The organism is Actinomycetospora succinea, assembly GCF_004363095.1.
Lineage (GTDB): Bacteria > Actinomycetota > Actinomycetes > Mycobacteriales > Pseudonocardiaceae > Actinomycetospora > Actinomycetospora succinea.
The window spans coordinates 540,676-565,904 of record NZ_SNYO01000001.1 but is presented as its reverse complement, the minus strand read 5'-3'; the positions used below and the strand labels follow the sequence as shown (position 1 = coordinate 565,904).

At 74.5% G+C, this 25,229-nt stretch carries 20 protein-coding genes; 12 read left to right on the top strand and 8 right to left on the bottom strand.

Going from position 1 to position 25,229, the window contains the following annotated elements:
- The first annotated feature begins 159 nt into the window (after nucleotides 1-159).
- From EV188_RS02755 to EV188_RS02730, 6 genes are all read left to right on the top strand, one after another.
- Complete coding sequence (locus tag EV188_RS02755) at nucleotides 160-2,286, top strand: maltotransferase domain-containing protein (protein ID WP_133825368.1); 2,127 nt, start codon at nucleotides 160-162, stop codon at nucleotides 2,284-2,286.
- A gap of 102 nt (nucleotides 2,287-2,388) precedes the next feature.
- Nucleotides 2,389-2,925, top strand: coding sequence for an FxsA family protein (locus tag EV188_RS02750; protein ID WP_133824672.1), 537 nt, complete (start codon nucleotides 2,389-2,391; stop codon nucleotides 2,923-2,925).
- A 56-nt stretch (nucleotides 2,926-2,981) separates the two neighbouring features.
- Entirely contained in the window at nucleotides 2,982-4,787 is a 1,806-nt protein-coding gene (gene treS / locus EV188_RS02745) for a maltose alpha-D-glucosyltransferase (protein WP_133824671.1), read from the top strand.
- The gene (locus EV188_RS02740; protein ID WP_166659688.1) at nucleotides 4,787-6,241 is read left to right on the top strand and encodes a maltokinase N-terminal cap-like domain-containing protein; all 1,455 of its coding nucleotides are present in this window, start codon (nucleotides 4,787-4,789) and stop codon (nucleotides 6,239-6,241) included. Before treS ends, EV188_RS02740 begins: the two co-directional genes overlap by 1 nt.
- The gene (glgB, locus tag EV188_RS02735) at nucleotides 6,238-8,454 is read left to right on the top strand and encodes a 1,4-alpha-glucan branching protein GlgB (protein ID WP_133824670.1); all 2,217 of its coding nucleotides are present in this window, start codon (nucleotides 6,238-6,240) and stop codon (nucleotides 8,452-8,454) included. The genes EV188_RS02740 and glgB overlap by 4 nt, the downstream gene beginning before the upstream one ends.
- A gap of 50 nt (nucleotides 8,455-8,504) precedes the next feature.
- Nucleotides 8,505-9,887, top strand: a complete 1,383-nt coding sequence (locus EV188_RS02730) for a neutral zinc metallopeptidase (RefSeq protein ID WP_424922903.1) — start codon at nucleotides 8,505-8,507, stop codon at nucleotides 9,885-9,887.
- Between the two features lie 87 nt (nucleotides 9,888-9,974).
- Here the strand turns inward: EV188_RS02730 and EV188_RS02725 are convergent, their stop codons facing one another.
- A complete protein-coding gene (locus EV188_RS02725; protein ID WP_133825366.1) occupies nucleotides 9,975-10,922 on the bottom strand; it encodes a tetratricopeptide repeat protein in 948 nt (315 codons plus the stop codon).
- An 89-nt stretch (nucleotides 10,923-11,011) separates the two neighbouring features.
- Nucleotides 11,012-11,329, bottom strand: a complete 318-nt coding sequence (locus EV188_RS02720) for a thiamine-binding protein (RefSeq protein WP_133824668.1) — start codon at nucleotides 11,327-11,329, stop codon at nucleotides 11,012-11,014.
- Nucleotides 11,330-11,373: 44 nt separating this feature from the next.
- Here EV188_RS02720 and EV188_RS02715 point away from each other — a divergent pair, with 44 nt between their 5' ends.
- Complete coding sequence (locus tag EV188_RS02715) at nucleotides 11,374-11,877, top strand: MarR family winged helix-turn-helix transcriptional regulator (protein ID WP_133824667.1); 504 nt, start codon at nucleotides 11,374-11,376, stop codon at nucleotides 11,875-11,877.
- On the opposite strand, the gene cydC is transcribed toward EV188_RS02715, so the two are convergent.
- From cydC to EV188_RS02700, 3 genes are read right to left on the bottom strand one after another with little or no spacing between them, the layout of a single operon-like run.
- Complete coding sequence (gene cydC, locus EV188_RS02710; RefSeq protein ID WP_133824666.1) at nucleotides 11,853-15,143, bottom strand: thiol reductant ABC exporter subunit CydC; 3,291 nt, start codon at nucleotides 15,141-15,143, stop codon at nucleotides 11,853-11,855. The genes EV188_RS02715 and cydC overlap by 25 nt on opposite strands.
- A complete protein-coding gene (gene cydB / locus EV188_RS02705; RefSeq protein ID WP_133824665.1) occupies nucleotides 15,140-16,102 on the bottom strand; it encodes a cytochrome d ubiquinol oxidase subunit II in 963 nt (320 codons plus the stop codon). The genes cydC and cydB overlap by 4 nt, the downstream gene beginning before the upstream one ends.
- Nucleotides 16,103-16,114: 12 nt before the next feature.
- Nucleotides 16,115-17,527 carry a cytochrome ubiquinol oxidase subunit I gene (locus EV188_RS02700; protein WP_133824664.1) on the bottom strand — a complete coding sequence of 471 codons (1,413 nt, stop codon included), beginning with the start codon at nucleotides 17,525-17,527 and terminating at the stop codon, nucleotides 16,115-16,117.
- A 95-nt stretch (nucleotides 17,528-17,622) separates the two neighbouring features.
- On the opposite strand from EV188_RS02700, the gene EV188_RS02695 reads away from it, so the two are divergent.
- Together EV188_RS02695 and EV188_RS02690 are read left to right on the top strand one after the other, a co-directional pair.
- Nucleotides 17,623-18,063, top strand: coding sequence for a BlaI/MecI/CopY family transcriptional regulator (locus tag EV188_RS02695; RefSeq protein ID WP_424922902.1), 441 nt, complete (start codon nucleotides 17,623-17,625; stop codon nucleotides 18,061-18,063).
- Between the two features lie 30 nt (nucleotides 18,064-18,093).
- Nucleotides 18,094-18,996 carry a M56 family metallopeptidase gene (locus EV188_RS02690; RefSeq protein ID WP_133824662.1) on the top strand — a complete coding sequence of 301 codons (903 nt, stop codon included), beginning with the start codon at nucleotides 18,094-18,096 and terminating at the stop codon, nucleotides 18,994-18,996.
- A 25-nt stretch (nucleotides 18,997-19,021) separates the two neighbouring features.
- On the opposite strand, the gene meaB is transcribed toward EV188_RS02690, so the two are convergent.
- Nucleotides 19,022-19,975: a methylmalonyl Co-A mutase-associated GTPase MeaB gene (gene meaB / locus EV188_RS02685; RefSeq protein WP_133824661.1), complete on the bottom strand. Its 954-nt coding sequence runs from the start codon at nucleotides 19,973-19,975 to the stop codon at nucleotides 19,022-19,024.
- Between the two features lie 98 nt (nucleotides 19,976-20,073).
- Between meaB and mce the strand changes: the two genes are divergently transcribed.
- The 3 genes from mce to EV188_RS02670 all read left to right on the top strand — a co-directional run bounded on the left by mce (nucleotide 20,074) and on the right by EV188_RS02670 (nucleotide 23,125).
- Nucleotides 20,074-20,523, top strand: a complete 450-nt coding sequence (mce, locus tag EV188_RS02680) for a methylmalonyl-CoA epimerase (protein WP_208113956.1) — start codon at nucleotides 20,074-20,076, stop codon at nucleotides 20,521-20,523.
- An 87-nt stretch (nucleotides 20,524-20,610) separates the two neighbouring features.
- Nucleotides 20,611-21,942, top strand: a complete 1,332-nt coding sequence (gene ccrA / locus EV188_RS02675; protein WP_133824659.1) for a crotonyl-CoA carboxylase/reductase — start codon at nucleotides 20,611-20,613, stop codon at nucleotides 21,940-21,942.
- An 88-nt stretch (nucleotides 21,943-22,030) separates the two neighbouring features.
- Entirely contained in the window at nucleotides 22,031-23,125 is a 1,095-nt protein-coding gene (locus EV188_RS02670) for a DivIVA domain-containing protein (protein ID WP_133824658.1), read from the top strand.
- Here the strand turns inward: EV188_RS02670 and EV188_RS02665 are convergent.
- Both EV188_RS02665 and EV188_RS02660 read right to left on the bottom strand, forming a co-directional pair.
- Complete coding sequence (locus EV188_RS02665) at nucleotides 23,122-23,385, bottom strand: hypothetical protein (RefSeq protein WP_208113955.1); 264 nt, start codon at nucleotides 23,383-23,385, stop codon at nucleotides 23,122-23,124. The genes EV188_RS02670 and EV188_RS02665 overlap by 4 nt on opposite strands.
- A complete protein-coding gene (locus EV188_RS02660) occupies nucleotides 23,385-25,169 on the bottom strand; it encodes a 3-hydroxyacyl-CoA dehydrogenase family protein (RefSeq protein ID WP_133824657.1) in 1,785 nt (594 codons plus the stop codon). The genes EV188_RS02665 and EV188_RS02660 overlap by 1 nt, the downstream gene beginning before the upstream one ends.
- Between the last annotated feature and the right edge of the window lie 60 nt (nucleotides 25,170-25,229).

Below are 25,229 nucleotides of genomic sequence, written 5' to 3'. Positions count from 1 at the left end.
CCGGACGGCGCCGACGTCCCGTCCGAGGAGCCGGCGGGCGCCCCGTCGACCGACCCGGGCGATGCCCCGACCACGACGGCGACCGAGCCGGAGCGGCTCCCGGAGCCGGAACCCGTCACCACCGTCGCGACGCCGGGCCCGCAGCCGACCACGCCCGGCATCCCCGCCGACGCGGTCGACCGTCACGCGCTCACGCAGGGCCGGATCGGGATCGACGAGGTGACCCCGGAGGTCTCCGGCGGCCGGTTCCCGTCGAAGGCGGTCGTGGGCGAGGTCGTGCCGGTCGCGGCGACGGTGTGGCGCGAGGGCCACGACGCGGTGGCCGCGACGGTCGTGTGGCAGCGCTGCTCCGCGGCGAGCCACGGCCAGGACCCGGACGCCGCGATCCCCTGCGGGGACGAGGCGCCGCGCAGCACGCGGATGACGCCGACCGGCCCGCTGACCGACCGGTTCGCCGGCCAGGTCGTGCCCGACGCCGAGGGCCTGTGGAGCTTCCGGATCGACGCGTGGAGTGACCCGTGGGCGACGTGGCGGCACGCCGTCGACGTCAAGACCCGCGCCGGGCAGGGCGCCGCGGAGCTCGCCAACGACCTCGAGTCCGGCGCACGCCTGCTCGAGCGCGGCGCCGAGGGCATCCAGCAGCGGCTGCGCGACAGCCCGCGCCACGCCGACGACGACCCGGTGTCCGAGCGCACCGGCGGGATCGCCATGCCGCCCGCGCTGGAGCTCGCCCGCACGCTCACGAAGGCCGCCACGCAGCTCCGCGACACCGACACCGAGCTGCCCGAGCGCCTCCGCCTCGCGCTCTCGGCGCCGGTGCACCGCACGATGACCGAGCACCCCGTCCGCGAGCTGGTCACCCGGGGCGAGACCCACCACGTCCAGGTCGAGCGCTCGCTCGCGCTGTCCGGGTCCTGGTACGAGTTCTTCCCCCGCTCCACGGGCGGCTGGGACGAAGACGGGAACCCGGTGCACGGCACCTTCGCCACCGCGACCCGCGAGCTCGACCGCGCCGCCGCGATGGGCTTCGACATCGCGTACCTGCCGCCCATCCACCCGGTCGGCACGGTCAACCGCAAGGGCCCGAACAACACGCTCACCCCGGGGCCGGACGACGTCGGGTCCCCGTGGGCGATCGGGTCGGCCGCGGGCGGGCACGACGCGATCGACCCGAACCTCGGCACCATCGAGGACTTCGACGCGTTCGTCGCGCACGCCCACGACCTGGGCCTCGAGGTGGCGCTCGACCTCGCGCTGCAGTGCGCGCCGGACCACCCGTGGGCCGCCGAGCACCCGGAGTGGTTCACGATCCGGCCCGACGGGACGATCGCGTACGCCGAGAACCCGCCGAAGAAGTACCAGGACATCTACCCGGTCAACTTCGACACCGACCCCGAGGGCATCTACGCCGAGGTCCTGCGGGTCGTCCTGTACTGGATGGACCACGGGGTGCGCGTGTTCCGGGTCGACAACCCGCACACCAAGCCGCCGAACTTCTGGAACTGGCTGATCAGCGAGGTGCACCGGCGCGACCCGGGCGTGGTGTTCCTGGCCGAGGCGTTCACGCGCCCGGCGCGGCTGTTCGGGCTGGCCAAGGCCGGGTTCAGCCAGTCCTACACGTACTTCACGTGGCGCACGGGGCGCGACGAGCTGCGCGAGTTCTTCGAGATGCACCGCGACCGGCTCGACGAGTGCCGACCCAACTGCTTCGTCAACACCCCGGACATCCTCCACGAGTCGCTGCAGGTCGGCGGCCCGGGCATGTTCGCGCTGCGGGCGGCGCTGGCGGCCACGCTCTCGCCGGCCTGGGGCGTCTACGCGGGCTTCGAGCTCTTCGAGCACCAGCCGGTGCGTCCCGGCAGCGAGGAGTACCTCGACTCGGAGAAGTACCAGCTGCGCCCCCGCGACTTCGCGGGCGCGCTCGCCGAGGGCCGCAGCCTCGAGCCGTGGATCACGCGGCTCAACCAGCTGCGCAAGGACCACCCGGCCCTGCGCCAGCTGCGGACGCTGCGCTTCCACGAGACCGACAACGACGCGCTGCTCGCGTACTCGAAGACCGACCCGCTCACCGACGACACGGTCCTGTGCATCGTCACGCTGAACCCCTTCGGCGTCGAGGAGGGCACCGTCCACCTCGACATGCCGTCGCTGGGGCTCGAGTGGCAGGACCGGTTCGGCGCGTTCGACGAGGTCAGCGGCCAGACCTTCGAGTGGGGCGAGACCAACTTCGTGCGGATCGAGCCCTGGCGCGACGTCTGCCACATCATCTCGGTGCTGCGGCGGTAGGCGGGGAGATCGTGACCCTGTGCGCCTGCTGAGAACCGGGCGCATCGGGCACGATCGGGGGCTCTCGGGCGTTGGACCGGTCGAGAGCCCTAGGAGGTCACCGTGCGCTTGCTCCTCGCCGTGGCGGTCTATCTGGCCGTCGAGATCACCGTGCTGGTCCTGGTGGGCCAGACGATCGGCTTCTGGGGCCTGCTCGGGGTGCTGGTCCTCTCCGCGGTCGTCGGGGCCTGGGCGATCAAGCGGGAGGGCCGCCGGTCGATGACGGCGCTGCGGGAGGCCGCGCGGCGCGGACAGCCCGCCGAGGCCGAGGTCGCCGACGGCATGTACGTCGCCCTCGCCGGCGTCCTGCTGGTCGTGCCGGGCCTGCTGTCCACGCTCGCCGCGCTCGTGCTGCTGGTCCCGCCGGTGCGCCGGGCCCTCGCGCGCCGCGCCGCCGCCCGGGCCGTGCGCGCCGGGAGCGCGCGCGTCGGGCCGTCGGTCACCGTCGTGGGCGCGGGCGGGCCCGGTGCCTGGGGCGCCGACCCGTGGGGCGCACGCGACACCGCGGGCCCCGGCCGGCTGGACACCGGATCGTTCCGCGGGACGGTCATCGAGGGCGAGGTCGTCGACCGCCGGGACGACGACCGTCCCTCCACCTGAGGAGATGCCCGCCCGGGGCACCGGTCACGTGCCCCCGACCACTAGCGTGACGCCTGATGAACGAGGGAGTCAGCGCGAGCGCCATCGCCGCCGCGCCGAGCGATGAGGACCATGTCCGCGACGTCACCGAGGACCACGGCGCCTCGGCCGTCGAGGAACCCAGCGCCGACGACTTCCGACATGCGCGGACGCTCCCGGTCGACGACGAGTGGTACAAGCGCGCCGTCTTCTACGAGGTGCTCGTCCGGGCGTTCGCCGACTCCAACCGCGACGGCTTCGGCGACCTGTCCGGGCTCACCGACAAGCTCGACTACCTCGCGTGGCTCGGCGTCGACTGCATCTGGCTGCCGCCGTTCTACGACTCGCCGCTGCGCGACGGCGGCTACGACATCCGCGACTACCGCAAGGTGCTGCCGGAGTTCGGCACGGTGGCGGACTTCGTCGAGCTCCTCGACCAGGCCCACGCCCGCGGGATCCGCGTGATCACCGACCTGGTCATGAACCACACCTCGGACCAGCACCACTGGTTCCAGGAGTCGCGCCGCGACCCGGACGGGCCGTACGGCGACTTCTACGTGTGGTCCGACGACGACACCCGCTACTCCGACGCGCGGATCATCTTCGTCGACACCGAGTCGTCCAACTGGACCTACGACTCGGTGCGCGGCCAGTTCTACTGGCACCGCTTCTTCTCCCACCAGCCGGACCTCAACTTCGACAACCCGGCCGTGTGCGAGGCGATGATCGACGCGCTGCGCTTCTGGCTCGACCTGGGCATCGACGGGTTCCGGCTCGACGCCGTGCCGTACCTCTACGAGCGCGACGGCACGAACGGCGAGAACCTCTCCGAGACCCACGCGTTCCTCAAGCGCTGCCGCAAGGTCGTCGACGACGAGTACCCGGGCCGCGTGCTGCTCGCCGAGGCGAACCAGTGGCCCGCCGACGTCGTCGAGTACTTCGGCGACGCCGAGGTCGGCGGCGACGAGTGCCACATGGCGTTCCACTTCCCGTTGATGCCGCGCATCTTCATGGCGGTGCGGCGCGAGTCGCGCTTCCCGATCTCGGAGATCCTCGCGCAGACGCCGGCGATCCCGGAGCGCGCGCAGTGGGGGATCTTCCTGCGCAACCACGACGAGCTCACGCTCGAGATGGTCACCGACGACGAGCGCGACTACATGTACGCGGAGTACGCCAAGGACCCGCGCATGAAGGCCAACATCGGCATCCGCCGGCGGCTGGCCCCGCTGCTCGAGAACGACCGCAACCAGCTCGAGCTGTTCACCGCGCTGCTGCTCTCGCTGCCCGGCAGCCCCGTCCTGTACTACGGCGACGAGATCGGGATGGGCGACAACATCTGGCTCGGCGACCGGGACGGCGTGCGCAGCCCGATGCAGTGGACGCCGGACCGCAACGCCGGCTTCTCCACGTGCGACCCGGGCCGGCTGAACCTGCCGATCATCATGGACCCGGTCTACGGCTACCAGGCCGTCAACGTCGAGGCGCAGTCGAACTCGACGGCCAGCCTGCTGCACTGGAACCGGCGGATGATCGACATCCGCAAGCAGCACCCCGCGTTCGGGCTCGGGAACTTCCACGAGCTCGGCGGGTCGAACCCGAGCGTGCTCGCCTACGTGCGCGAGCACGTCGACGCCGACGGGTTCCGCGACCTGGTGCTCTGCGTGAACAACATGTCGCGCTTCCCCCAGCCGGTGGAGCTCGACCTCATCGCGTGGAAGGACTGCGTGCCCACGGAGCTCACGGGGGGTGTGCCCTTCCCGGCGATCGGGGAACTGCCGTACCTGTTGACCCTCCCGGGTCACGGCTTCTACTGGTTCGCCATCCACGAGGCCGAGGAGCGCTGATGCCCGCCACGAGCCCGACCGACGGAAATCCCGGTGACACCGGTGACCCGCTCGCCGGCCTGCACGACGCCCTGCTCGCCTGGCTGCCCACCCAGCGGTGGTTCCCGGCCAAGGGGCGGGTGGTCGCGGGCCTGCGCACGGTGAGCCACGCCGTGGTGTCCGCGCCCGGCGAGACGCCGACGGTCGAGCACGCCGTGATCGGGGTGTCGTTCGCCGACGCCGCCGACACGGGCGGCAGCACCGAGGAGCGCTACCAGCTCGTGCTGGGCGTCCAGGCGAGCCCGCCGGCGGACGTCGAGTACGCGGTGATCGGGCGGCGTGGCGAGGACGTCGTGTACGACGGCCTCGCCGACGGCCGGATCAGCCGCCTGTTCCTGTCGCTGATCACCGAGAACGCGACGCGCGGGCCGCTGCGCTTCGTCGCCGAGCCCGACACCGAGGCGCCGATCGTGGGGCCCGGGCGCCCGCTGATCGGCGAGCAGTCGAACAGCTCGGTGATCTACGGCGAGCGCGCGATCATGAAGCTGTTCCGGCGCGCGACGGCCGGCCTCAACCCGGACCTGGAGCTGCACCGCGCGCTGGGCCGGCAGGGCAGCCACGAGGTGGCGCCGCTGCTCGGGGCGATCGAGGGCGAGATCGACGGCGAGCCCATGACCGTGGCCATGCTGCAGACCTACGCGTCGAACTCGGCCGACGGCTGGTCGATGGCCGCGGCCAGCGTGCGCGACCTGCTCGCCGAGGCCGACCTGCGTGCCGACGAGGTCGGCGGCGACTTCGCCGGCGAGGCCCACCGCATCGGCAAGACCGTCGCGGCCGTGCACCTCGAGCTCGCCGCCGCGCTGGGCACCCACCCGCTCGACGCGCGCGGCGCCTCCGAGATCGAGGAGTGGATGCTCGAGCGCCTCGACCGCGCAGCCGCCGCCGTCCCGGGCGTCGCCGAGCAGCGCGAGGCGATCGCCGCCGTCCTGCGCGGGGTGTCGGCGGCCGAGCCGTCGACGCTGCAGCGCATCCACGGCGACCTGCACCTGGGCCAGGAGCTGCGCACGCCCACCGGCTGGCTGGTCATCGACTTCGAGGGCGAGCCGTCGAAGTCCCTCGCCGACCGGGTCCGCCCCGACTCCCCGATGCGCGACGTCGCCGCGATGCTGCGCTCGTTCGACTACGCCGCGTTCCACCAGCTCTCGGAGTGGGAACAATCCGCGGACGACCCCGATCCGCAGCTCGAGCGCCGCGCGCAGGAGTGGGCCGACCGCAACCGGTCGGCGTTCTGCGACGGCTACGCCGAGGCCACCGGGACCGACCCCCGGGAGTCGCCCGAGCTGCTGCGGGCCTACGAGCTGGACAAGGCGGTGTACGAGGTGCTGTACGAGACCCGCAACCGGCCGAGCTGGGTGTCCATCCCGCTCCGGTCGATGCGTCGACTGCTCACGCCCGCGGGGCGTGGTGAGCGATGACCCGGGCCCGTCCCCTCACCCCGACCCCCTCGGACCTCGACGTCCACCTCCTCATGGAGGGCTCGCACCGCGACCCGCACGGGGTGCTCGGCCCGCACCGTGACCCCGAGTCGCCCGGCACGGTCATCGTGCGCGCGCTGCGCCCCGGTGCCGACGCGGTCGACGTCGTCATCGACGACGGCCCGACGGCCGGGCGCTACCCGCTCGCCGAGGTGCACCACGCGGGTGTGTTCGCGGCCGGCGTGCCCGGCCCGCTGCCGCGCTACCGCCTCGCGACGCGGCGCACCGACGAGGCCACCGGCGAGACCGTCGAGACGATCGCCGACGACCCGTACCGCTTCTCGCCGGTGCTGGGCCCCGTCGACCTGCACCTCATCGGCGAGGGCCGCCACGAGCGGCTCTGGGACGCCCTCGGCGCTCACTTCCGCCGCTGGCCCACGCCGGCCGGCCCCGTCGAGGGCACCTCGTTCGCCGTGTGGGCGCCGCACGCCCGCGGCGTGCGCGTCTGCGGCGACTGGGACGGGTGGGACGGGACGGCCACCCCGATGCGCGCGCTCGGCTCGGGCGTCTGGGAGCTGTTCGTCCCGGGCATCGGTGACGGCGCCCGCTACGGGTTCCGGATCCTCTCCCCGGACGGCAACTGGCTCGACAAGGCCGACCCGATGGCCTTCGCCGCCGACCTGCCGCCCACGCCGGCGTCGGTGGTCACCACGTCGACCCACGAGTGGACCGACCAGGACTGGATGACGCAGCGGGCCGCGTCGACCCCGCACATCGAGCCGATGAGCGTCTACGAGCTGCACCTGGGCTCGTGGCGCCAGGGGCTGAGCTATCGCGACCTCGCCGACCAGCTCGCCGACTACCTCACCGAGACCGGCTTCACCCACGTCGAACTGCTGCCGGTGGCCGAGCACCCGTTCGGCGGCTCGTGGGGCTACCAGGTCAGCTCGTACTACGCGCCGACCTCGCGGTTCGGCTCCCCCGACGACTTCCGCTACTTCGTCGACCGTCTGCACCGCGCGGGCATCGGCGTCATCGTCGACTGGGTGCCCGCGCACTTCCCCAAGGACGAGTGGGCGCTGGCCCGCTTCGACGGCACGCCCTGCTACGAGCACGGCGACCCGCGCCGCGGCGAGCAGCTCGACTGGGGCACGCTCGTGTTCGACTTCGGCCGCTCGCAGGTGCGGAACTTCCTCGTCGCCAACGCGCTGTACTGGCTCGACGAGTTCCACGTCGACGGTCTGCGCGTCGACGCGGTCGCCTCGATGCTCTACCTCGACTACTCGCGCCCCGACGGCGGCTGGACGCCCAACCGCTACGGCGGCCGCGAGAACCTCGAGGCGGTGTCGTTCCTCCAGGAGGTCAACGCCACCGTCTACAAGGCCCACCCGAGCGTCGTGACGATCGCCGAGGAGTCGACGGCGTGGCCCGGCGTCACCCGGCCCACCCACCTCGGCGGGCTCGGCTTCGGGTTCAAGTGGAACATGGGCTGGATGCACGACACGCTCGACTACATCGGGCGCGACCCCGTGCACCGCAGCTACCACCACAACCAGATGACGTTCTCGATGACGTACGCGTACAGCGAGAACTACGTGCTGCCGCTCTCGCACGACGAGGTCGTGCACGGCAAGGGCTCGCTGTGGACCCGCCAGCCCGGCGACGACGAGCGCAAGGCCGCGGGCGTGCGGGCGCTGTTCGGCTTCATGTGGGCGCACCCCGGCAAGCAGCTGATCTTCATGGGCGGCGAGTTCGGGCAGGTCCGCGAGTGGTCCGAGGAGCGCTCGGTCGACTGGGAGCTGCTCGACGACCCGCGCCACGGGGGGCTGCGCCGGCTGGTCGGCGACCTCAACGCCGCCTACCGGGCGCTGCCCCCGCTGTACGAGCTGGACACCGACCCGGCCGGCTTCTCGTGGATCGACGCCAACGACGCCACGGGCAACGTGCTGTCGTTCGTGCGCCAGGACCGCGCCGGCAACCCGGTGGCCTGCGTCGTCAACTTCTCCGGGTCCGACCACCCGAACTACCGGGTCGGCCTGCCGTCCACGGGGCGCTGGCGCGAGGTCATCAACACCGACGCCGAGATCTACGGCGGGCGCGGGGTCGGCAACTACGGGGCCGTCATCGCGTCGTCGACGGGCTGGCACGGCCGCCCCGCCTCGGCCGAGGTGACCCTGCCCGCGAACGGCGTCCTCTGGCTCGCACCGGGGTGACGGCCCGAGTTGCGCGGAACCGCCCTCGCGGCGCCCGCACCACCGGCATGATGGCGCGCGTGCGGGGATCGGTGCGGGCGCTGGTCGTGACGTGTGCGGTGCTGGCCGTGCTGGTCACGACGGCGTGCGCCTTCCCGGTCGACGGGCGGGCGATCGCCGGCCCGGAGGTCAGCCCGGGCATCGATCCCTCGTTCGTCCAGGGCACCAACGGGGGCGACGAGGACCGCCTCGCCGCGGCCACCCTGCGCGACCTCGAGGGCTACTGGGGCCGCGAGCTCCCGCAGGTCGCGGGCGGTGCGCCGTTCCGCCCGCTCGCCGGCTACTTCTCGGTCGACCCGCGCAACCGCACCGGCGCCGTGCCCGTGCCGTGCCTGCAGAACCCCCAGGAGGTCCGGGGCACGGCGTTCTACTGCCCGAGCGCGGACATCATCGCCTGGGACCGCGGCGAGCTCCTGCCGCAGCTGCGGCGCGACTTCGGCGACTCCGCGGTGGTCGTCGTGCTCTCCCACGAGTTCGGGCACGCCGTCCAGGGCCGCCTCGACCGCACCGGCGCGCTCCAGGGCGCCCCGACGATCCTGCTCGAGGCCCAGGCCGACTGCTACGCGGGCGTGTTCCTGCGCCAGGTGCGCGACGGCGCGCTGCCCGACCTGCGCACGGGCGCGGCGGGCATCGACGGGGCGATGGGCGCGCTGATCGGGTTCCGCGACCCGGTGGGCACCTCGCCGCGCAACGTCCAGGCCCACGGCAACGCGTTCGACCGGGTCTCGTCGTTCCAGGACGGTTTCGACGGCGACCCGGACGTGTGCCAGGCGATCGGGCGCGACCGCGTGTTCACCCAGGAGGCGTTCCGGTCGCAGGCCGACGAGAGCTCCGGGGGCAACCTGGGGCTCCAGCCGCTGATCGACGCGATGGTCCCCGACCTCGACCGCTGGTTCGGCGGCGAGGTCCGCCGGCGCGGCGGGCAGTGGACGACGCCGGGCACCGAGCGGGACGAGGCGACCTGCCCGGACGCCGACGGCGCGGTCCAGGGGCCGGTCGCGTGGTGCGCGACGCCGTCCGCGGTGCACATCGACGGGTCCGGCACCCTCGCCGCCGACCACGCCCGCATCGGCGACTACGCCACCGGCACGCTGCTGGCCTCCCGCTTCGGCACCGCGGCCCTCGCCGCGCTGAACCGCCCCACGGCGGGCGCCGAGGGCGGGCGCGCCGCGCTCTGCCTCGCCGGCGCCTACAGCGCGGCCGTCGGCAGCGGGGCGAGCGGCTTCGCTCTGTCCCCGGGCGACCTCGACGAGTCGGTGACCCTGCTCCTGCGCGAGGACACCGCCTCGCGCGGCACCGACGGCGTCGCCGCCGCCGGCACCGGCTACGAGCGCATCCGCGTCTTCCGCGCCGGCGTCACCGGCGGCACCGACGCGTGCCTGCGGGGCGTCTGAGGCGCGCCCGCGCCGTCACCGAAGCAGCGAACGGGCGGTTCGCTGCTTCGAGGCGTCGGAAGTCCCCGTTCGTGGCGGCGTCGCGGGCTAGTACAGCGCGCGGGCCAGGGCCCGGCGGGCCGTGGTGACGCGCTCGTCCTCGGTGCCGAAGAGCTCGAACAGCTCGACGAGGTGGGTCCGCGCGCGGTCGCGCTCGTCGCCGGCGGTGCGGGCCACGGTGGCCACGAGCCGGTCGAAGGCCCCGGTGACGTCCTGGGCGGCGATCTGGGCGTCGGCGGCCGCGAGCTGGGCGTCGACGTCGTCGGGCGCGGCGTCGGCGCGGGCGATCGCCGAGGGGTCGGCCGACTCGGCGCGCTCGAGGAACTTCACCTGCGCCAGCGCGGCCTGCGCCTCGGCGTTGGCCGGCTCGGCGGCCAGGATCGCCTCGTAGGCCGCGGCGGCCGCGGCGTAGTCGCCCTGCTCGAGGGCCTCCTCGGCGGCGACGACCCGCGGGTCCTCGGGCTCCTCGACGGGCTCGGCCGCGCCCTGGTCGCCCGCGCGCGCCTCGGCCTCGGCGATCCCGGGCATCTGCTCGCGCAGCGCGTCGAGCAGCTGCGTGATCCACTCGCGGAGCTGCGGCTCGGGCTGGGCGCCCTGGAACGACGTGACGGGCTGGCCGCCCGCGACCACGACCACCATCGGGATCGACTGCACCTGGAACGCCTGCGAGATGCGCGGGTTCGCGTCGACGTCGATCTTCGCGAGCACCCACGCGCCACCGCCCTCGGCGGCGAGCTTCTCGAGCACCGGGGACAGCTGCTTGCACGGCTGGCACCACTCGGCCCAGAGGTCGACGACGACCGGGATGGTCATCGAGCGGTCGATGACCTCGGCCTGGAACGTCGCCTCGGTGACGTCGACGACGGTCGCCGGCGCGCCGCCGGGGGCGCCGCCGTCGGCCGGCGGGCCCGCGGGGCTCGGCCCGCCGCCCGGCGAGGCCTGGGGCCGGGCCTCGGCCCGCGCTTTCAGACCGGACAGGTCGACGGCTCCGGCCATCGCGGACGAGAGTGCAGCCGCCTGCGCGGCCTGGCGGGAATCGGGACGTGCCACGCGGTCAAGTCTGCCACTTGCGTGACACGCGCGACTCAGCCCTGCAACCGCTCCTCGACGCGCGCGACCTTGGCCTGCATCTGCCCGGTGTGGCCGGGGCGGATGTCGGCCTTGAGCACGAGCGAGACCCGCGAGCCGTAGCGCCCGGCCGCCTCGGTGGCGCGGCGCACGACGTCCATCACCTCGTCCCACTCGCCCTCGAGCGAGGTGAACATCGACGAGGTCTCGTGCGGCAGGCCCGACTCGCGCACGACGCGGACCGCCGCCGCGACCGCCTCGGACACCGATCCGTCGTCGGCCGGGGAGCCGTCGACACCGACACCGGACGGGGACACGCTGAACGCCACGATCACGAGCACCAGCCTGCCACGCGGGCTTTGTTAGATTCGCCCATGTCATGACCGCTTCCACGCCCCTGCCGTTCGACCCGATCGCGCGGGCCGCGTCGTTGTGGAACGACCGGATCGGCGAGCCGCGGGCGATGGCGGCGGTCACGAGCATCATGCGCGTCCAGCAGATCCTCCAGCACGCCGTGGACGGGGCGCTGCGCCCGCACGGGCTGACGTTCGCCCGCTACGAGGCGCTGGTGCTGCTGCGGTTCGCGCGCTCCGGGTCCCTGCCGATGCGGATCATGGGCGAGCGCCTGCAGCTGCACCCGACCTCGATCACCAACATCGTGGACCGGCTCCAGGCCTCGGACCTCGTGGCGCGGCGCCCGCACCCCACCGACGGCCGCACGACGCTCGTGGAGATCACCGACGCCGGCCGGGAGCTGTGCGCGGCGGCGACGGCGTCGGTGACGGCGATCGACTTCGGCCTCGTCGGGCTCGACGACGACGAGACGCAGGCGCTCACGGACCTCCTGGCCCGCGTGCGTCACGCCGCCGGCGACTTCGCCTGAGCCTCCTGGAGCACCCCGCCGGCGAGGTGGCGCACCTCGTCGACGAGCTCGAGCCCCTCGCCGCGGTGGGCGAGCAGGACGACGGTCCGGCCGGCCGAGGCGTCGAGGAGGTCGGCGACCAGCGCGCGGGCGGTGGCCGGGTCGAGGCCCTCGGTCGGCTCGTCGAGCACGAGCACCGCCGGGTCGACGAGCAGCGCACGCGCGGCGGCGAGGCGGCGGCGCTCGCCGCCGGAGACCGACCCGGCGCCGAGCCAGGTGTCGAGACCGTCGGGCAGCCCGGCGAACCACGCACCGAGGCGGACCCGCCGAAGGACGGCGAGGAGCTCGGCGTCGTCGGCGTCCGGCGAGGCGAAGCGGAGGTTCTCGCGCAGGGTCGTGGCGAAGACGTGGTCGTGCTCGCCGACCAGCGCGACGGCGCGGCGCCAGACGTCGCCGGGGACCGTGGTCGCGTCGACCCCGCCGAGCGTCACCGTGCCGCCGCGGGGGTCGAGCAGCCGCAGCAGGAGCGCCGCGAGCGTCGACTTGCCCGAGCCCGACGCCCCGGTGATCCCGAGGCGAGACCCGGCGGGCAGGTCGAGGTCGAGCCCGCGCAGGGCGGGCGCGGTGCCCCAGCCGGCGGTGACGCCGTGCAGGTGGAGGTCGCGGCCGAAGGGTGACCGCGGGTGCGCGGGCTCGCGGGCGGGCGGGACGGGCGTGCTCAGGGCGGCCAGGCGCGCGCGGGCCCGCCGGCCCCGGACCACGGCGGCGGCGGCCGCCGGGAGGGCGAGGAGCGTCTCGCCGAGCGCGAGCGGCGCGAGCACGGCGACGGCGGCGAGCTCCGGGGACCCGCTCGCGGGGGCGGCCAGCGCCGCGGCGACCGACGCCGCGCCCAGCCCCAGCTGCGCGAGCGCGACGGCGACGGCGCCGCCCGCGGCCTCGCGACGCCGGGCGCGGGCGAGCGCCGCGGCCGTCGCCCGCGGGCGTGCCCGCAGCGCCTCGGGGCCCCGGGCGGCGAGCTCGTCGCGGGCGGCGTGGGTCTCGACGACGGCGGCGCGCAGGTCGTCGGTCGCCGCCTCCACCGCGGGGCCGACGCGCCGGGCGGCGAGGGCGGCGGCGACCGGGGCGCCGACCGTGGCGACGGCGAGCCCCGGGAGCAGGGCCGCGGCGAGCGGCGGGCTCGCGAGCGCCGCGGCCCCGAGCAGCGCCGGCAGCGCCAGCGCGGCGACGGCGAGCGGCAGCACCCCGCGGACGAGGCCGTCGAGGCGGACGTCGACGTCGTCGGTCACCCGGGCGAGCAGGTGGCCCCGCCGCCCCGCGACCGCCCCGGGCACGCGCTCGGCGAGCGCCGCGACCACCGCCCGGCGCCACCGGACCATGCGCGCGAGCCCGTCGGCGTGCGCCGTGACCCGCTCGAGGTAGCGCAGCACGGGCCGGGCGATCGCGAACCCGCGCACCGCGACCACGGCGATCGACAGCGTGAGGATCGGCGGCTGCGCCGCGGCGCGCGCGATCAACCAGGCGGCCGACGCCGTCAGCGCGACGCCCGCCACCGCCGCGCCGGCCCCGAGCACCACGGCCGTCGGGAGCCCGCGCCGGGGCCGGGGTGCCGCAGCGAACGTGGTGTTCGCTGCGTCTACGCGCACGAACTCCGCGTTCGCTGCCTCGGTCGGCGCGCCGTCGTTCGTCGCGAGCGGGGACTGTGCGCGCCTAGAAGCAACGAACGGCGCGTTCGCTGCAACGGGGACAGGCGCGCCCAGCTCCACGACGCGGTCGGCGGCGTCGCGCAGGGCGGGGCGGTGGGCGACGGCGAGGACCAGCGCGCCGCGGTCGGCGATCGCGCGGAGCTCGGCGATCACCGCCTGCTCCGAGTCCCCGTCGAGGTGCGCGGTGGGCTCGTCGAGCAGGACGACGGTGCGCGCCGGGTCCGTGTCGGCGTCGCCGAGCACGCCCGCGAGGGCCAGGCGGCGGCGCTGCCCCGAGGACAGCGAGCGCCCGGCCTCGGCGAGGGGCAGGGCGAGGTCGAGGTCCAGGCCCAGCCGACGCAGCAGGTCCGGCGACCCGGCACCCAGCGCCTCGCCGACGGTCGCGGCGTGCGGGAGCTGCGGATGCTGGCCGAGCACCAGGAGCCGGCCGGCCACCTCGACGGCGCCACTCGCGGACGCCGCGTCGTCCAGCGTCCCCGCCAGCGCCCGCAGCAGCGTGGTCTTGCCCGCCCCGGACGGCCCGGCGACGACGACGAGCTCGCCCCCACGGGCGTCGAGCGCGGGAAGCGACGGCGTCGGCACCGTGCGCCCCGGGTGCGTGACGGCGAGGTCCCGCACGCGCACCCGCGCCTCGCCCGCCACGAGGGATCGCTCCACGGCAGGAGCGCGAGCGGACCCCAGCGCGTCCCTCTCGTCCAGCACCGCCGTCGCCCGCGCCGTGTCGTGGAAGCGCGCGCCGGCCTCGCGCACCGGCCGGTGCGCCTCGCCGGCGAGCAGGATCGCCACGAGCGCCGGGTAGAGCGCCATCGCGCCCTCGACGAGCCGCACCCCGGCCCCGACCGCGACCAGCCCCACCGACAGCGTCCCGAGCAGCTCCAGGGCCGTCGACGACAGGAACGCCACGCGCAGCACGCGCGTCGACGCCTCCCGGTGCCGCTCGCCGAGCTCCTCGACCGACGCCACCGCCCGCGACGAGCGCCCGAACAGCCGCAGCGTCGCCAGCCCCGTCACCGTGTCGAGGAAGTGCCCGGCCAGCCGCTCCCCCGCCGCCCACTCCCGCCGTGCGCGCGCCCGCGCCGCCCACCCGAGCAGCACCGCGAACACCGGCACCAGCGGCAGCGTCACGGCCACGACCAGCGCGGACGTCGGGTCGGCGAGCGCCAGCACCACCAGCACGGCGGGCGGCAGGACCACCGCGAGCACGAGCGCGGGCAGCGTCGCGGTGAACCAGCCGCGCAGGGCGTCGACCCCGTGCGACGCGAGCGGCACGACGGCCGGGGCGTCGTCGTGGGAGAGCCGGTCGAGCAGCCGCTCACGCTCGGCCTCGACGACCCGCTCCCCCGTCCGCGCCGCCACCACGGGCTCGAGCCATGCGAGCCCGGAACGGAGCACGATGACGCCCGCCAGCACCGCGACGGCCGTCGTGGGCACCGAACCGGGCCCCACCACCAGCGCCGTCACCACGCTCGCCGCCGCCAGCGCCGCCGCCACGGTCCCGGCCGCCTGCAGCACCCCGACGAGCACCAGCCCCGCCGTGCCCGCCCAGGCCCCCCGCGCCAGGAGCAGCAACCGCCGATCGATCACGACGCCACCCGCTCGCTCGCGACCCGCCGCCGGAACACCCAGTACGAGAACGCCTGGTAGGCGACGACGCCGGGCAGCACGACCACCGCCGCGATCGTGATCAGCTCCAGCGCCGCGGGGCCCGCGGCCGCGGACGCGACGGTCAGCGAGAACGCCGGGTCCAGCGTGCTCGGCAGCACCACCGGCAGGTGCGCGGCGAGGACGCCGACGACGCCGAGCGCCACCGCCACCGACGCCGCCGCGAACGCCAGGACCTCACGACGCAGCAGCACGCAGACGAGGACTGCGCCGACCCCCACCAGCCCCAGTGGTGCAACCACCGCGACGAGCACCGCCACCGGCACGAGCACCCCGAGCGCCGTCGTCCGCGCCCGCGCCCGCAGCGGCCCGGTCGTGCGCAGCCCGAGGAACGTCGCGCCCTGCAGCAGCGCCGCCCCGACGCCGAGCGCCGCCCCGAGCAGCGCCGGCCCCGACACCAGCGGCGCCAGCGACCGGGCGAGCCCGCCGCCGACGACCTCCCCGTCGGGACCCAGCGCCAGCCCCGTCGCGAGCACGCCGAGCACCGCGCCCCACAGGGCCGCGACCAGCAGCGACGACACCGCGAGCACGCCGTCGCACCAGCGCCGCCAGCGCTCGGTCCCACCCTTCCCGCGGAACTCGAGCGCCACGCCGCGGGCCGCCAGCACGAGCAGGACCAGCACGAACGGCAGGTAGAGACCGCTCATCAGGGCGGCGTACCAGTCGGGGAACGCCGCGAACGTCACCCCGACCGCGGCGACGAGCCACACCTCGTTGCCGTCCCACACCGGACCGATCGTCGAGACGCCGGCGCCGCGCTCGTGGTCGTCGCGGCCGAGGGCGGCGGCGAGCACGCCGACGCCGAAGTCGAACCCCTCCAGCACGAAGAACAGCACCCAGCAGGTGATCGCGAGGGCGAACCACAGGGTCGGGAGATCCATGACCAGTCTCCGTCAGTACGAAGGGACGAGGGGACGGTCGGGCTCGTCCACCGGGACCGGCGCGTCGTCGGACGCCCGGGCGATGCGCAGCATCAGCCGCACCCACACCACCGCCAGCACGCCGTAGACCAGCGCGAACCCGGCCAGCGAGGCCGCGAGCTCGATCGGCGTCAGCCCGGGCGACACCCCGTCGGCGGTGCGGAAGAGGCCGAAGACGAGCCAGGGCTGGCGCGCGGTCTCGGTGAACAGCCAGCCGGCGGTGGCGGCGAGCGCCGGCAGCACGGGCACGGTCCAGAGCAGGCGCAGCAGCCAGCGGTCGGCCGACCCGGAGAGACCCGTGCCCGGAGCCAGACCACGGCCTCGCCGCGTCCTCCACAGCACCCACGCGGCCACGATCGTCGCCAGCACCCCGAAGCCGATCATGAGGCGGAAGCTCCAGTAGGCCATCGGGACGACGGGCACGTAGTCGCCCGGCCCGAACTGGGCCGTGTACTGGGCCTGCAGGTCGTCGATGCCCTGCACGGTCCCGGTCGGGTCGCCGGTCGCGACGAACGACAGCAGCCACGGCACGTCGAGCGAGAAGAACGGCTCCTTCGCCCCCGGCGCGCCGACGGCGAACAGCGAGAACGGTGCCCCGGCCTGCGTCGCGTACAGCGCCTCGGCGGCGGCCATCTTCATCGGCTGGACCTCGGTCATGACCTTGCCCAGCAGGTCGCCGGTCAGGGCCACCAGCGCGCCGGCCGCGAACGTCGTCCACGCCCCCACCCGCGTGAACAGCCGCCAGCGCCCGTCCGGGTCGCCGCGGTGCATCCGGTACGCGCCGATCGCGAGCACCAGCGCCCCGCCGCCGGCGAACGCGCCGGCGATCGTGTGCGGGAAGGCGGCGAGGACGACCTCGTTGGTCAGCAGGTCGGCGAAGCTGCCCAGCCGCGCGCGGCCGGTGGCGGGGTCGAGCGTGTAGGCGACCGGGTTCTGCATGAACGCGTTGGCCGCGAGGATCACGTAGGCGGAGATCAGCGTGCCGACCGCCACGATCCAGATCGTCGCGAGGTGCAGCGCGGGCCGCAGACGGTCGGCGCCGAACCACCACAGCCCCAGGAACGTGGCCTCGAGGAAGAACGCGAGCATCCCCTCGATGGCCAGCGTCGGGCCGAAGACGTCGCCGTAGAAGCGCGCGAACGCCGACCACGACAGCCCGAACTGGAACTCCTGGACGAGCCCGGTGACGATGCCGACCGCGAACGTGATCATGAGCAGCTTGCCCGCGACCAGCGTCAACCGCTGCCACCGGGGATCGCCGCTCCGGTACGACAACGTCTGCAGCAGCGCCGTCAGGGACGCGAGCGAGATCGACAGCGGGACGAACAGGTAGTGGTACACGGTCACGACCGCGAACTGCAGTCGGGACAGCTCCAGTGCGGTCACGACGACCTCCCACCTACGACGCTGCGTCGTATCTACGACCAAGCGTAGTACGACGGTTTGCGTTGGCAAGGGGATCCACGGCTAGGATGCGTGACGTGGCCCTGGGTGAGCTCGAGCGCGCGGTGATGGCGCAGCTGTGGGCCGCTCCGGCGCCCCTGACCGTCCGTGAGGTGCACGACCGGCTCGAGCGCGAGCTGGCGTACACCACGGTGATGACCGTCCTGGGCCGGCTGGCCAAGAAGGGCGTGGTCCGCCAGGAGCGCGACGGGAAGGCCTACCGCTACACGGCGGCCTCCACGCGCGAGCAGCTCGCCGCGTCGCTCATGCTCGACGCGCTGGGCGACGTCGGCGAGGACCGCACGGCCGCGCTCGTGGCGTTCGTCGACCAGGTCGGGCCCGAGGAGGCGGCCGCCCTGCGCGCCGCACTGCAGGCCGGCCCCGGCGCCGTGCCGCCCCCTGCGGCGGCCATGCCCGAGGTGCCCCAGCCCCGCACGGACGGGATGCCGTCCGGACCGGAGCGCGGCCCCGAGTCGTGATCACGGTGGTCCCGGCCCCAGACTGATCCCATGGCGTCGGTGTGGCTGGCCGCGCTGGCCCTCGTGCTGGCGGGCCCCGTCCCCTCGGTGCTGGCCCGCGCCCAGTGGCCGCAGCGCGTGCCCCGCGCGGCCATCGTGCTCTGGCAGGCGATCGCCCTCGCCGCCGTGCTCGCCGCCGTCGGCAGTGCCCTCGCCGCCCCCGAGGAGCTGCTGCGCGCCCTGGGCCCCGAGCAGCGCCAGGGCACCACGATGGTCGTCGCGGTGGCGATCGCGGCGATCCTCGCCGGCCTCATCGTCCTGCGGCTGCTCGGCGTGCTGGTGCTGCTCGCGGTGCGCACCCGGCGCCGGCGCGCCCGCCACCGGGACATGGTCGACCTGCTCGACCGCGCCGAGCGCAGCGCGCTGATCGGCGGCGGCGGGGCGAAGTCGGTGCTGCGGGTGCTCGACGGCGCCGTGCCCTTCGCCTACTGCGTGCCCGGGCGCGCGCCGCGGGTGGTGGTCACCGAGGCCGCCCTCGACACGCTCGACGCCGACGAGCTGCGCGCCGTCCTCGCCCATGAGCAGGCCCACCTCGACGCGCGCCACGACCTCGTCCGCGAGGGCTTCGTCGCCCTGCACCAGGCGTTCCCGGTGCTCGCGCGCAGCCGCCAGGCCCGCGACGCGGTCGGGATGCTCCTGGAGATGCTCGCCGACGACGCCGGGCGCTCCCGCTGCTCGGACACGGCCATGGCCGGCGCGCTCGAGGCGTTCGGCGCCGCCGGCGACACCGAGGTCGGCGCCCGCCTGGCCCGCGTGCGCGCCCAGGCCTGCGGCAGCCGGGCCCTCGCGACCGGGACCTACCTCGCGGCCGCCGCGGTCGTCGTCGTCCCGACGGTCGCCGTCGTCATCCCGTGGCTCGCCGTCGCCCTGCCCGCCGCCGGCGTCCTGCGCTGACCACCGCCGCAGCCCCCGCGACGCGTCAGCCCCGCACCGACGACACGACCTCGTCCGCCGCGGCGTAGGGGTCCAGCTCGCCCGCGACCACGCGCTCGGCGAGCTCGCCCAGCGCCGCATCCCCGGCCAGCTCCCGGATCCGCGCCCGCAGGTCCGCCAGCGCGATCGCCTCGATCTCGGCGCGCGCCCGGCGCCGCGGGCCCTCGGCGAGCCGGTCGTGGTCGGCCATCCAGGCGCGGTGGTCGTCGAGGGCGCCGACGAGGTCGTCGACGCCCTCGCCCGCCGAGGCCACCGTCCGGACCACCGGCGGGCGCCACGCGGGGCCGGAGACCTCCCGGCGGTTCAGCGACACCATGTGCTGCAGCTCGCGCACCGTGGCGTCCGCACCGTCGCGGTCGGCCTTGTTGACGACGAACACGTCCCCGACCTCGAGGATCCCGGCCTTGGCGGCCTGGACGCCGTCACCCATCCCGGGGGCCAGGAGCACGACCGTCGTGTCGGCCAGGGCCACGACCTCGACCTCGGACTGGCCCACCCCCACCGTCTCGACCAGGATCACGTCGCAGCCCGCGGCGTCCAGGACGCGCAGCGCCTGCGGTGTCGCGGCCGCGAGCCCGCCGAGGTGCCCCCGCGTGGCCATCGATCGGATGAACACCCCCGGATCGGTCGCGTGCTCGCCCATCCGGACGCGGTCGCCCAGCAGCGCGCCGCCGGAGAACGGCGAGCTCGGGTCGACGGCGAGCACGCCGACGCGACGGTCGTCGGCGCGCAGGGCCGTGACCAGCGCCGACGTCGTCGTCGACTTGCCCACGCCGGGCGAGCCGGTGAGGCCGACGACCCGGGCGTGCCCCGTGTGGGGGGCGAGCGCGGCCGCCAGCTCGCGCAGGCGCGGGCTCCCGTCCTCCACCAGGGAGATCAGCCGCGCCACCGCGCGCGGGGTCCCGTCGCGCGCCTCCGCGACCAGTCGGTCCAGGTCCACGGCGCGGGACGGTACCGACCGCCGCGCGTGCTTGATAAATCGAGCGTGCGCTGCGTCACGGAGCGGATACTTCGATTCAGATGGTTACCCTGCCCGCCATGGCTAACGACGACCTGGCCGCGAGCGGGATCACCACGATCGACCACGTGGGGATCGCCGTCCCCGACCTCGACGCCGCCATCGCCTGGTACGCCGAGAACCTCGGGCTGGTGGCCACCCACCAGGAGGTCAACGAGGAGCAGGGCGTGCGGGAGGCGATGCTGCACGCCCCGGGCGACGACGCCGGACCGGCGGTCCAGCTGCTCGCCCCGGTGGACGAGACCTCGACGATCGCCAAGTTCATCGACCGCAACGGGCCCGGGCTGCAGCAGGTCGCCTACCGGGTCACCGACGTCGAGCAGAGCGCCGAGACCCTGCGCGCCAAGGGTCTGCGCCTGCTCTACGACGCCCCGCGCCGCGGCACCGCCGGCTCGCGGGTCAACTTCGTGCACCCCAAGGACGCCGGTGGGGTGCTCGTGGAGCTCGTCGAACCCGCCGACGAGCACTAGAGGACACCGACCACCTCACACCCCGGTCCCCAGGACTGTTACCGGTCGGTAGCCTCGCGCCACCGCACCACACCCGGAGGCAAGAACGTGCAGGACATCCGCGACGCCATCCTCGCCGACGACACCGCCGCCCTGGCCGGGCTCTCGGTCCCCGAGTCGTACCGGGGCATCACCGTCCACGCCGACGAGGCCGACATGTTCGAGGGGATGGCCTCGCGCGAGAAGGACCCGCGCAAGTCGCTGCACCTCGACGACGTGCCCACCCCCGAGGTCGCCCCGGGCGAGGCGCTGGTGGCCGTGATGGCCAGCGCCATCAACTACAACACCGTCTGGACCTCGATCTTCGAGCCGGTCTCGACGTTCAGCTTCCTCAAGCGCTACGGCAAGATCTCGCCGCTGGCCAAGCGCCACGACCTGCCCTACCACGTGGTCGGCTCCGACCTCGCCGGCGTCGTGCTCAAGACCGGCGAGGGCGTGCACACGTGGAAGCCCGGCGACAAGGTCGTCGCGCACTGCCTCTCGGTCGAGCTCGAGGCCCCCGACGGCCACGACGACACGATGATGGACCCCGAGCAGCGCATCTGGGGCTTCGAGACCAACTTCGGCGGCCTGGCCGAGCTGGCGCTGGTCAAGACCAACCAGCTCATGCCCAAGCCCGACCACCTCACCTGGGAGGAGGCCGCCTCCCCCGGGCTGGTCAACTCCACCGCGTACCGCCAGCTGGTCAGCGCCAACGGCGCCAACATGACCCAGGGCGACGTCGTGCTGATCTGGGGCGCCTCGGGCGGCCTGGGCTCCTACGCCACCCAGTTCGCGCTCAACGGCGGCGCCACCCCGGTCTGCGTGGTCTCGAACCCCGAGAAGGCCGAGATCTGCCGCAAGATGGGCGCCGAGCTGATCATCGACCGGTCGGAGGAGGGCTACAAGTTCTGGTCCGACCCCGAGACCCAGGACCCGCGCGAGTGGAAGCGCTTCGGCCAGAAGATCCGTGAGCTGACCGGCGGCGACGACCCCGACATCGTCTTCGAGCACCCGGGCCGGGAGACCTTCGGCGCGAGCGTCTACGTCGCCAAGCGCGGCGGCACGATCGTCACCTGCGCCTCCACCAGCGGTTTCATGCACCAGTACGACAACCGCTACCTCTGGATGAACCTCAAGCGGATCATCGGGTCGCACTTCGCGAACTACAAGGAGGCCTACCTGGCGAACCGCCTGGTGGCCCAGGGCGCGATCCACCCGACCGTCTCGCGCGTCTACCCGCTGCACGAGACCGGCGAGGCCGCCAACGACGTCCACCACAACAGCCACCAGGGCAAGGTCGGCGTGCTGGCCCTCGCCCCCGAGGAGGGCCTCGGCGTGACGGACACCGAGAAGCGCGCCCAGCACCTCGAGGGCATCAACCGCTTCCGGGGCGTGTGATCAACACCTCCACGACCCACGGACGGGTGCGGGAATCTCCCTCACCCGTCCGTGGAGCACCCTCCGTCACGCCGGTACCGTGACCCGCATGCCGTCCGACGAGCACGAGCTGTTGCCGCTGGGGACCGGCTTCGACGTCGTGCGCCGCGGGTACGACCGCGGGCAGGTCGAGGAGCACCTCGACCGCGTCGAGGCGGACCTGCGCATCCTCACCGCCGACCGCGACGCCGCCGTGGCGCAGGCGACCGAGCTCGCCCGGGCGCTCGACCACCACCGCGCGCACGTCGAGGACCTGCGCGCGCAGGTCGACCGGCTCTCCGCGCCGCCGGACACCATGGAGGGCCTCTCCGAGCGCCTGCAGCGCATGCTGCGGCTCGCCCAGGACGAGACCCGGTCCATGCGCGACGAGGCCGCCGACGCGTCCCGTCGCATCCGCGAGGAGGCCGACGAATACGCGCGCCGCACGATGAACGGCGCCGACGAGCACGCGCGCAAGACGGCGGCCGAGGCCGAGCAGCGCGCCCGCCAGACGCTCGCGGAGACCGACGAGCAGGCGCGCGCCGCCCTCGAGGAGGCCCGCGGCGAGGCCCGCGCGATCCTCGAGCGCGCCGAGGCCGAGGCCGACCAGGCCCGCCACCGCTACGACGACGGCCTCGCCGACAACGAGCGCCGCCGCCACGCGATGGAGGAGGAGCACCGCAACCTCATGGACGCGGCGCGCGCCGAGGCCGCGCACGTGCGCCAGGAGGCCGAGCAGGAGCGCGAGCGCCTCGACACCGAGGGCCGCGCCACGCGCGAGCAGGTCGAGAACGACTTCGCCGTGGCCATGGCGGCGCGCCGGCGCGAGGCGATGCGCCAGCTCGAGGCCGACGAGAAGGCGTCGCGCGAGCGGGCCGACAAGTACGTGGGCGACGCGTCCGAGGAGGCCCGGCGCCGCCTGCGCGAGGCCGACGCCGAGGTCGCCGACATGAAGCGCCTGCGCGACCGTGTCGGCCAGCAGCTGAACTCCCTGCGCGCGGCCCTCGGGGCGCTGCCCACCGTGGAGTCGTTCCCCGACGAGGCGCCCGGCGACGGGCGCCCGGTGCTGCCCGACCCGCCGACGCACGCCAACGGCACCCACGAGACGGGGGACCTCGGCGGCGCCGCGGCCCCCGAGCAGCGCAGCGCCGCGCCCAGCCGCTAGGAGCGTCGCTCCCGGCGCCAGCAGCCGGTGTGCCAGTGCCGCCGCTCGACGGTGCCTTCCGCCTCGTCGGACGGCCAGGCCACCACGTGCGGCGTCCCCGGCGGGATGTCCTGGTGGCAGCCCGGGCAGACGTAGGTCTTCGTCGCCGCGGTGCCGCTGATCGAGCGCACCGTCCAGCCGTCCTCGTCGCGCACCCAGCCGCCCCGCAGCGGCGGGGGTGCCGCCGCGGGGGGCGGGGTGCGACGAGGCCTGCGGGGCACTACTTCTTCTGGTAGTCCCGGAAGCCCTGGCCGGTCTTGCGGCCGAGACGCCCCGCGGTGACCAGGTGCTCGAGCAGCGGCGCCGGCGCGAAGCCCGGCACGCGGAACTCCATGTACAGCGAGCGCTCGATCGCCAGCGACACGTCCAGGCCGACGACGTCGAGCAGCGCGAACGGGCCCATCGGCAGGCCGCAGCCGTTCTTCATGGCCGAGTCGATGTCGTCGGCGGTGGCGTAGTTCGCCTCGAGCATCGCCGTCGCGTCGTTGAGGTAGGGGAAGAGCAGCGCGTTGACGATGAAGCCGGCGCGGTCGCCGCAGAGCACCGGGTGCTTGCCGATCTTCGCCGTGACCGCGCGGACGGTGCTCGTCACGTCGGGCGCCGTGGTGATCGGGCTGACGATCTCCACCAGCTTCATCACCGACGCCGGGTTGAAGAAGTGCATGCCGACGACGTCGTCGGGGCGCTGGGTGGCCGCGGCGCACTCGACGACCGGCAGCGACGAGGTGGTGGTCGCGAGGATCGCGCCCTGCTTGACGACGTCGTCGAGCGCGCCGAACACGGCCTGCTTGACCTCGAGGTCCTCGGCGACGGCCTCGACGACGAGGTCGCAGTCGGTGAGGTCGTCGAAGGTCGTGGTCGGGCGGACCCGGGCGAGGGTCTCGTCGCGGGCGCTCTCGGAGAGCTTGCCCTTGACGACGGCCTTCTCCAGCGACTTGCGGATGCCGGCGACGACGCCCTCGCCCTTGGCCTCGGTGCGGGCGCGGACGACGACGTCGTAGCCGGACTTCGCGAACACCTCGGCGATGCCGGTGGCCATCGTGCCGGTGCCGACGACGCCGACGCGCTGGACCGATCGCTGGTCGCCGCCCTCCTGCCCGGGCGGCGGCGGGGTCAGCGAGTCGGCGACGACCTCGGGCGAGCCGGGGGCGGCGTAGGTGTAGAAGCCGCGACCGGACTTCCGGCCGAGCAGCCCGGCGGTGATCATCTGCTTGAGGATCGGGGCCGGCGCGTGGCGCTGGTTGCGCGACTGCCGGTACATCGTGTCGAGGATCTCGTAGGCCGTGTCGAGGCCGATGAGGTCCATGAGGGCCAGCGGGCCCATCGGGTAGCCGCAGCCGTAGCGCATGGCCGCGTCGAGGTCCTCGCGCCCGGCGTAGTGGGACTCGAACATCCCCACGGCCTGGTTGAGGTAGGTGAAGAGCAGGTTGTTGGCGATGAACCCGGCGCGGTCGCCGCACACCACCGGGCTCTTGCCGAGCTGCACGGCCAGGCCGGTGACGTCGGAGAGCACCTCGGGGTCGGTGACGACCGTGCGCACGACCTCGACCAGCGCCTGGACCGGCGCGGGGTTGAAGAAGTGCATGCCGACCACCTGGTGCGGGCGCTCGGTGCGCACCGACAGCTCGGTGATCGAGAGCGACGAGGTGTTCGACGCGAAGATCGTCTCCGGGCCGCAGACCTTGCTCAGCGCGGCGAAGACCTCGGCCTTGAGCTCGAGGCGCTCGGGCACGGCCTCGACGACGAGGTCGACGTCGGCGAGGTCGTCGAGGTTGGTGCTGATCCGCACCCGCCCCAGCAGGGCCTCGCGGTCGTCGGTGGCCAGCTTCGAGCGGTCGACGGCCCGCTGGGTCGACGCCTCGAGGGTCTCGCGGCCGTGGGTGGCCGACGCCTCGTCGACCTCCACCGCGACGACCTCGATGCCGCCCCGGGCGAACACCTCGACGATGCCGGCACCCATGGTGCCGAGACCGACCACTCCGACCCGGGCGAATTCGCGCGCCACGCTGAGACCTTCCTGCCGACGTCCGTTGACGGGCGCGATCCTGCCATGTCTGCCGGTGTC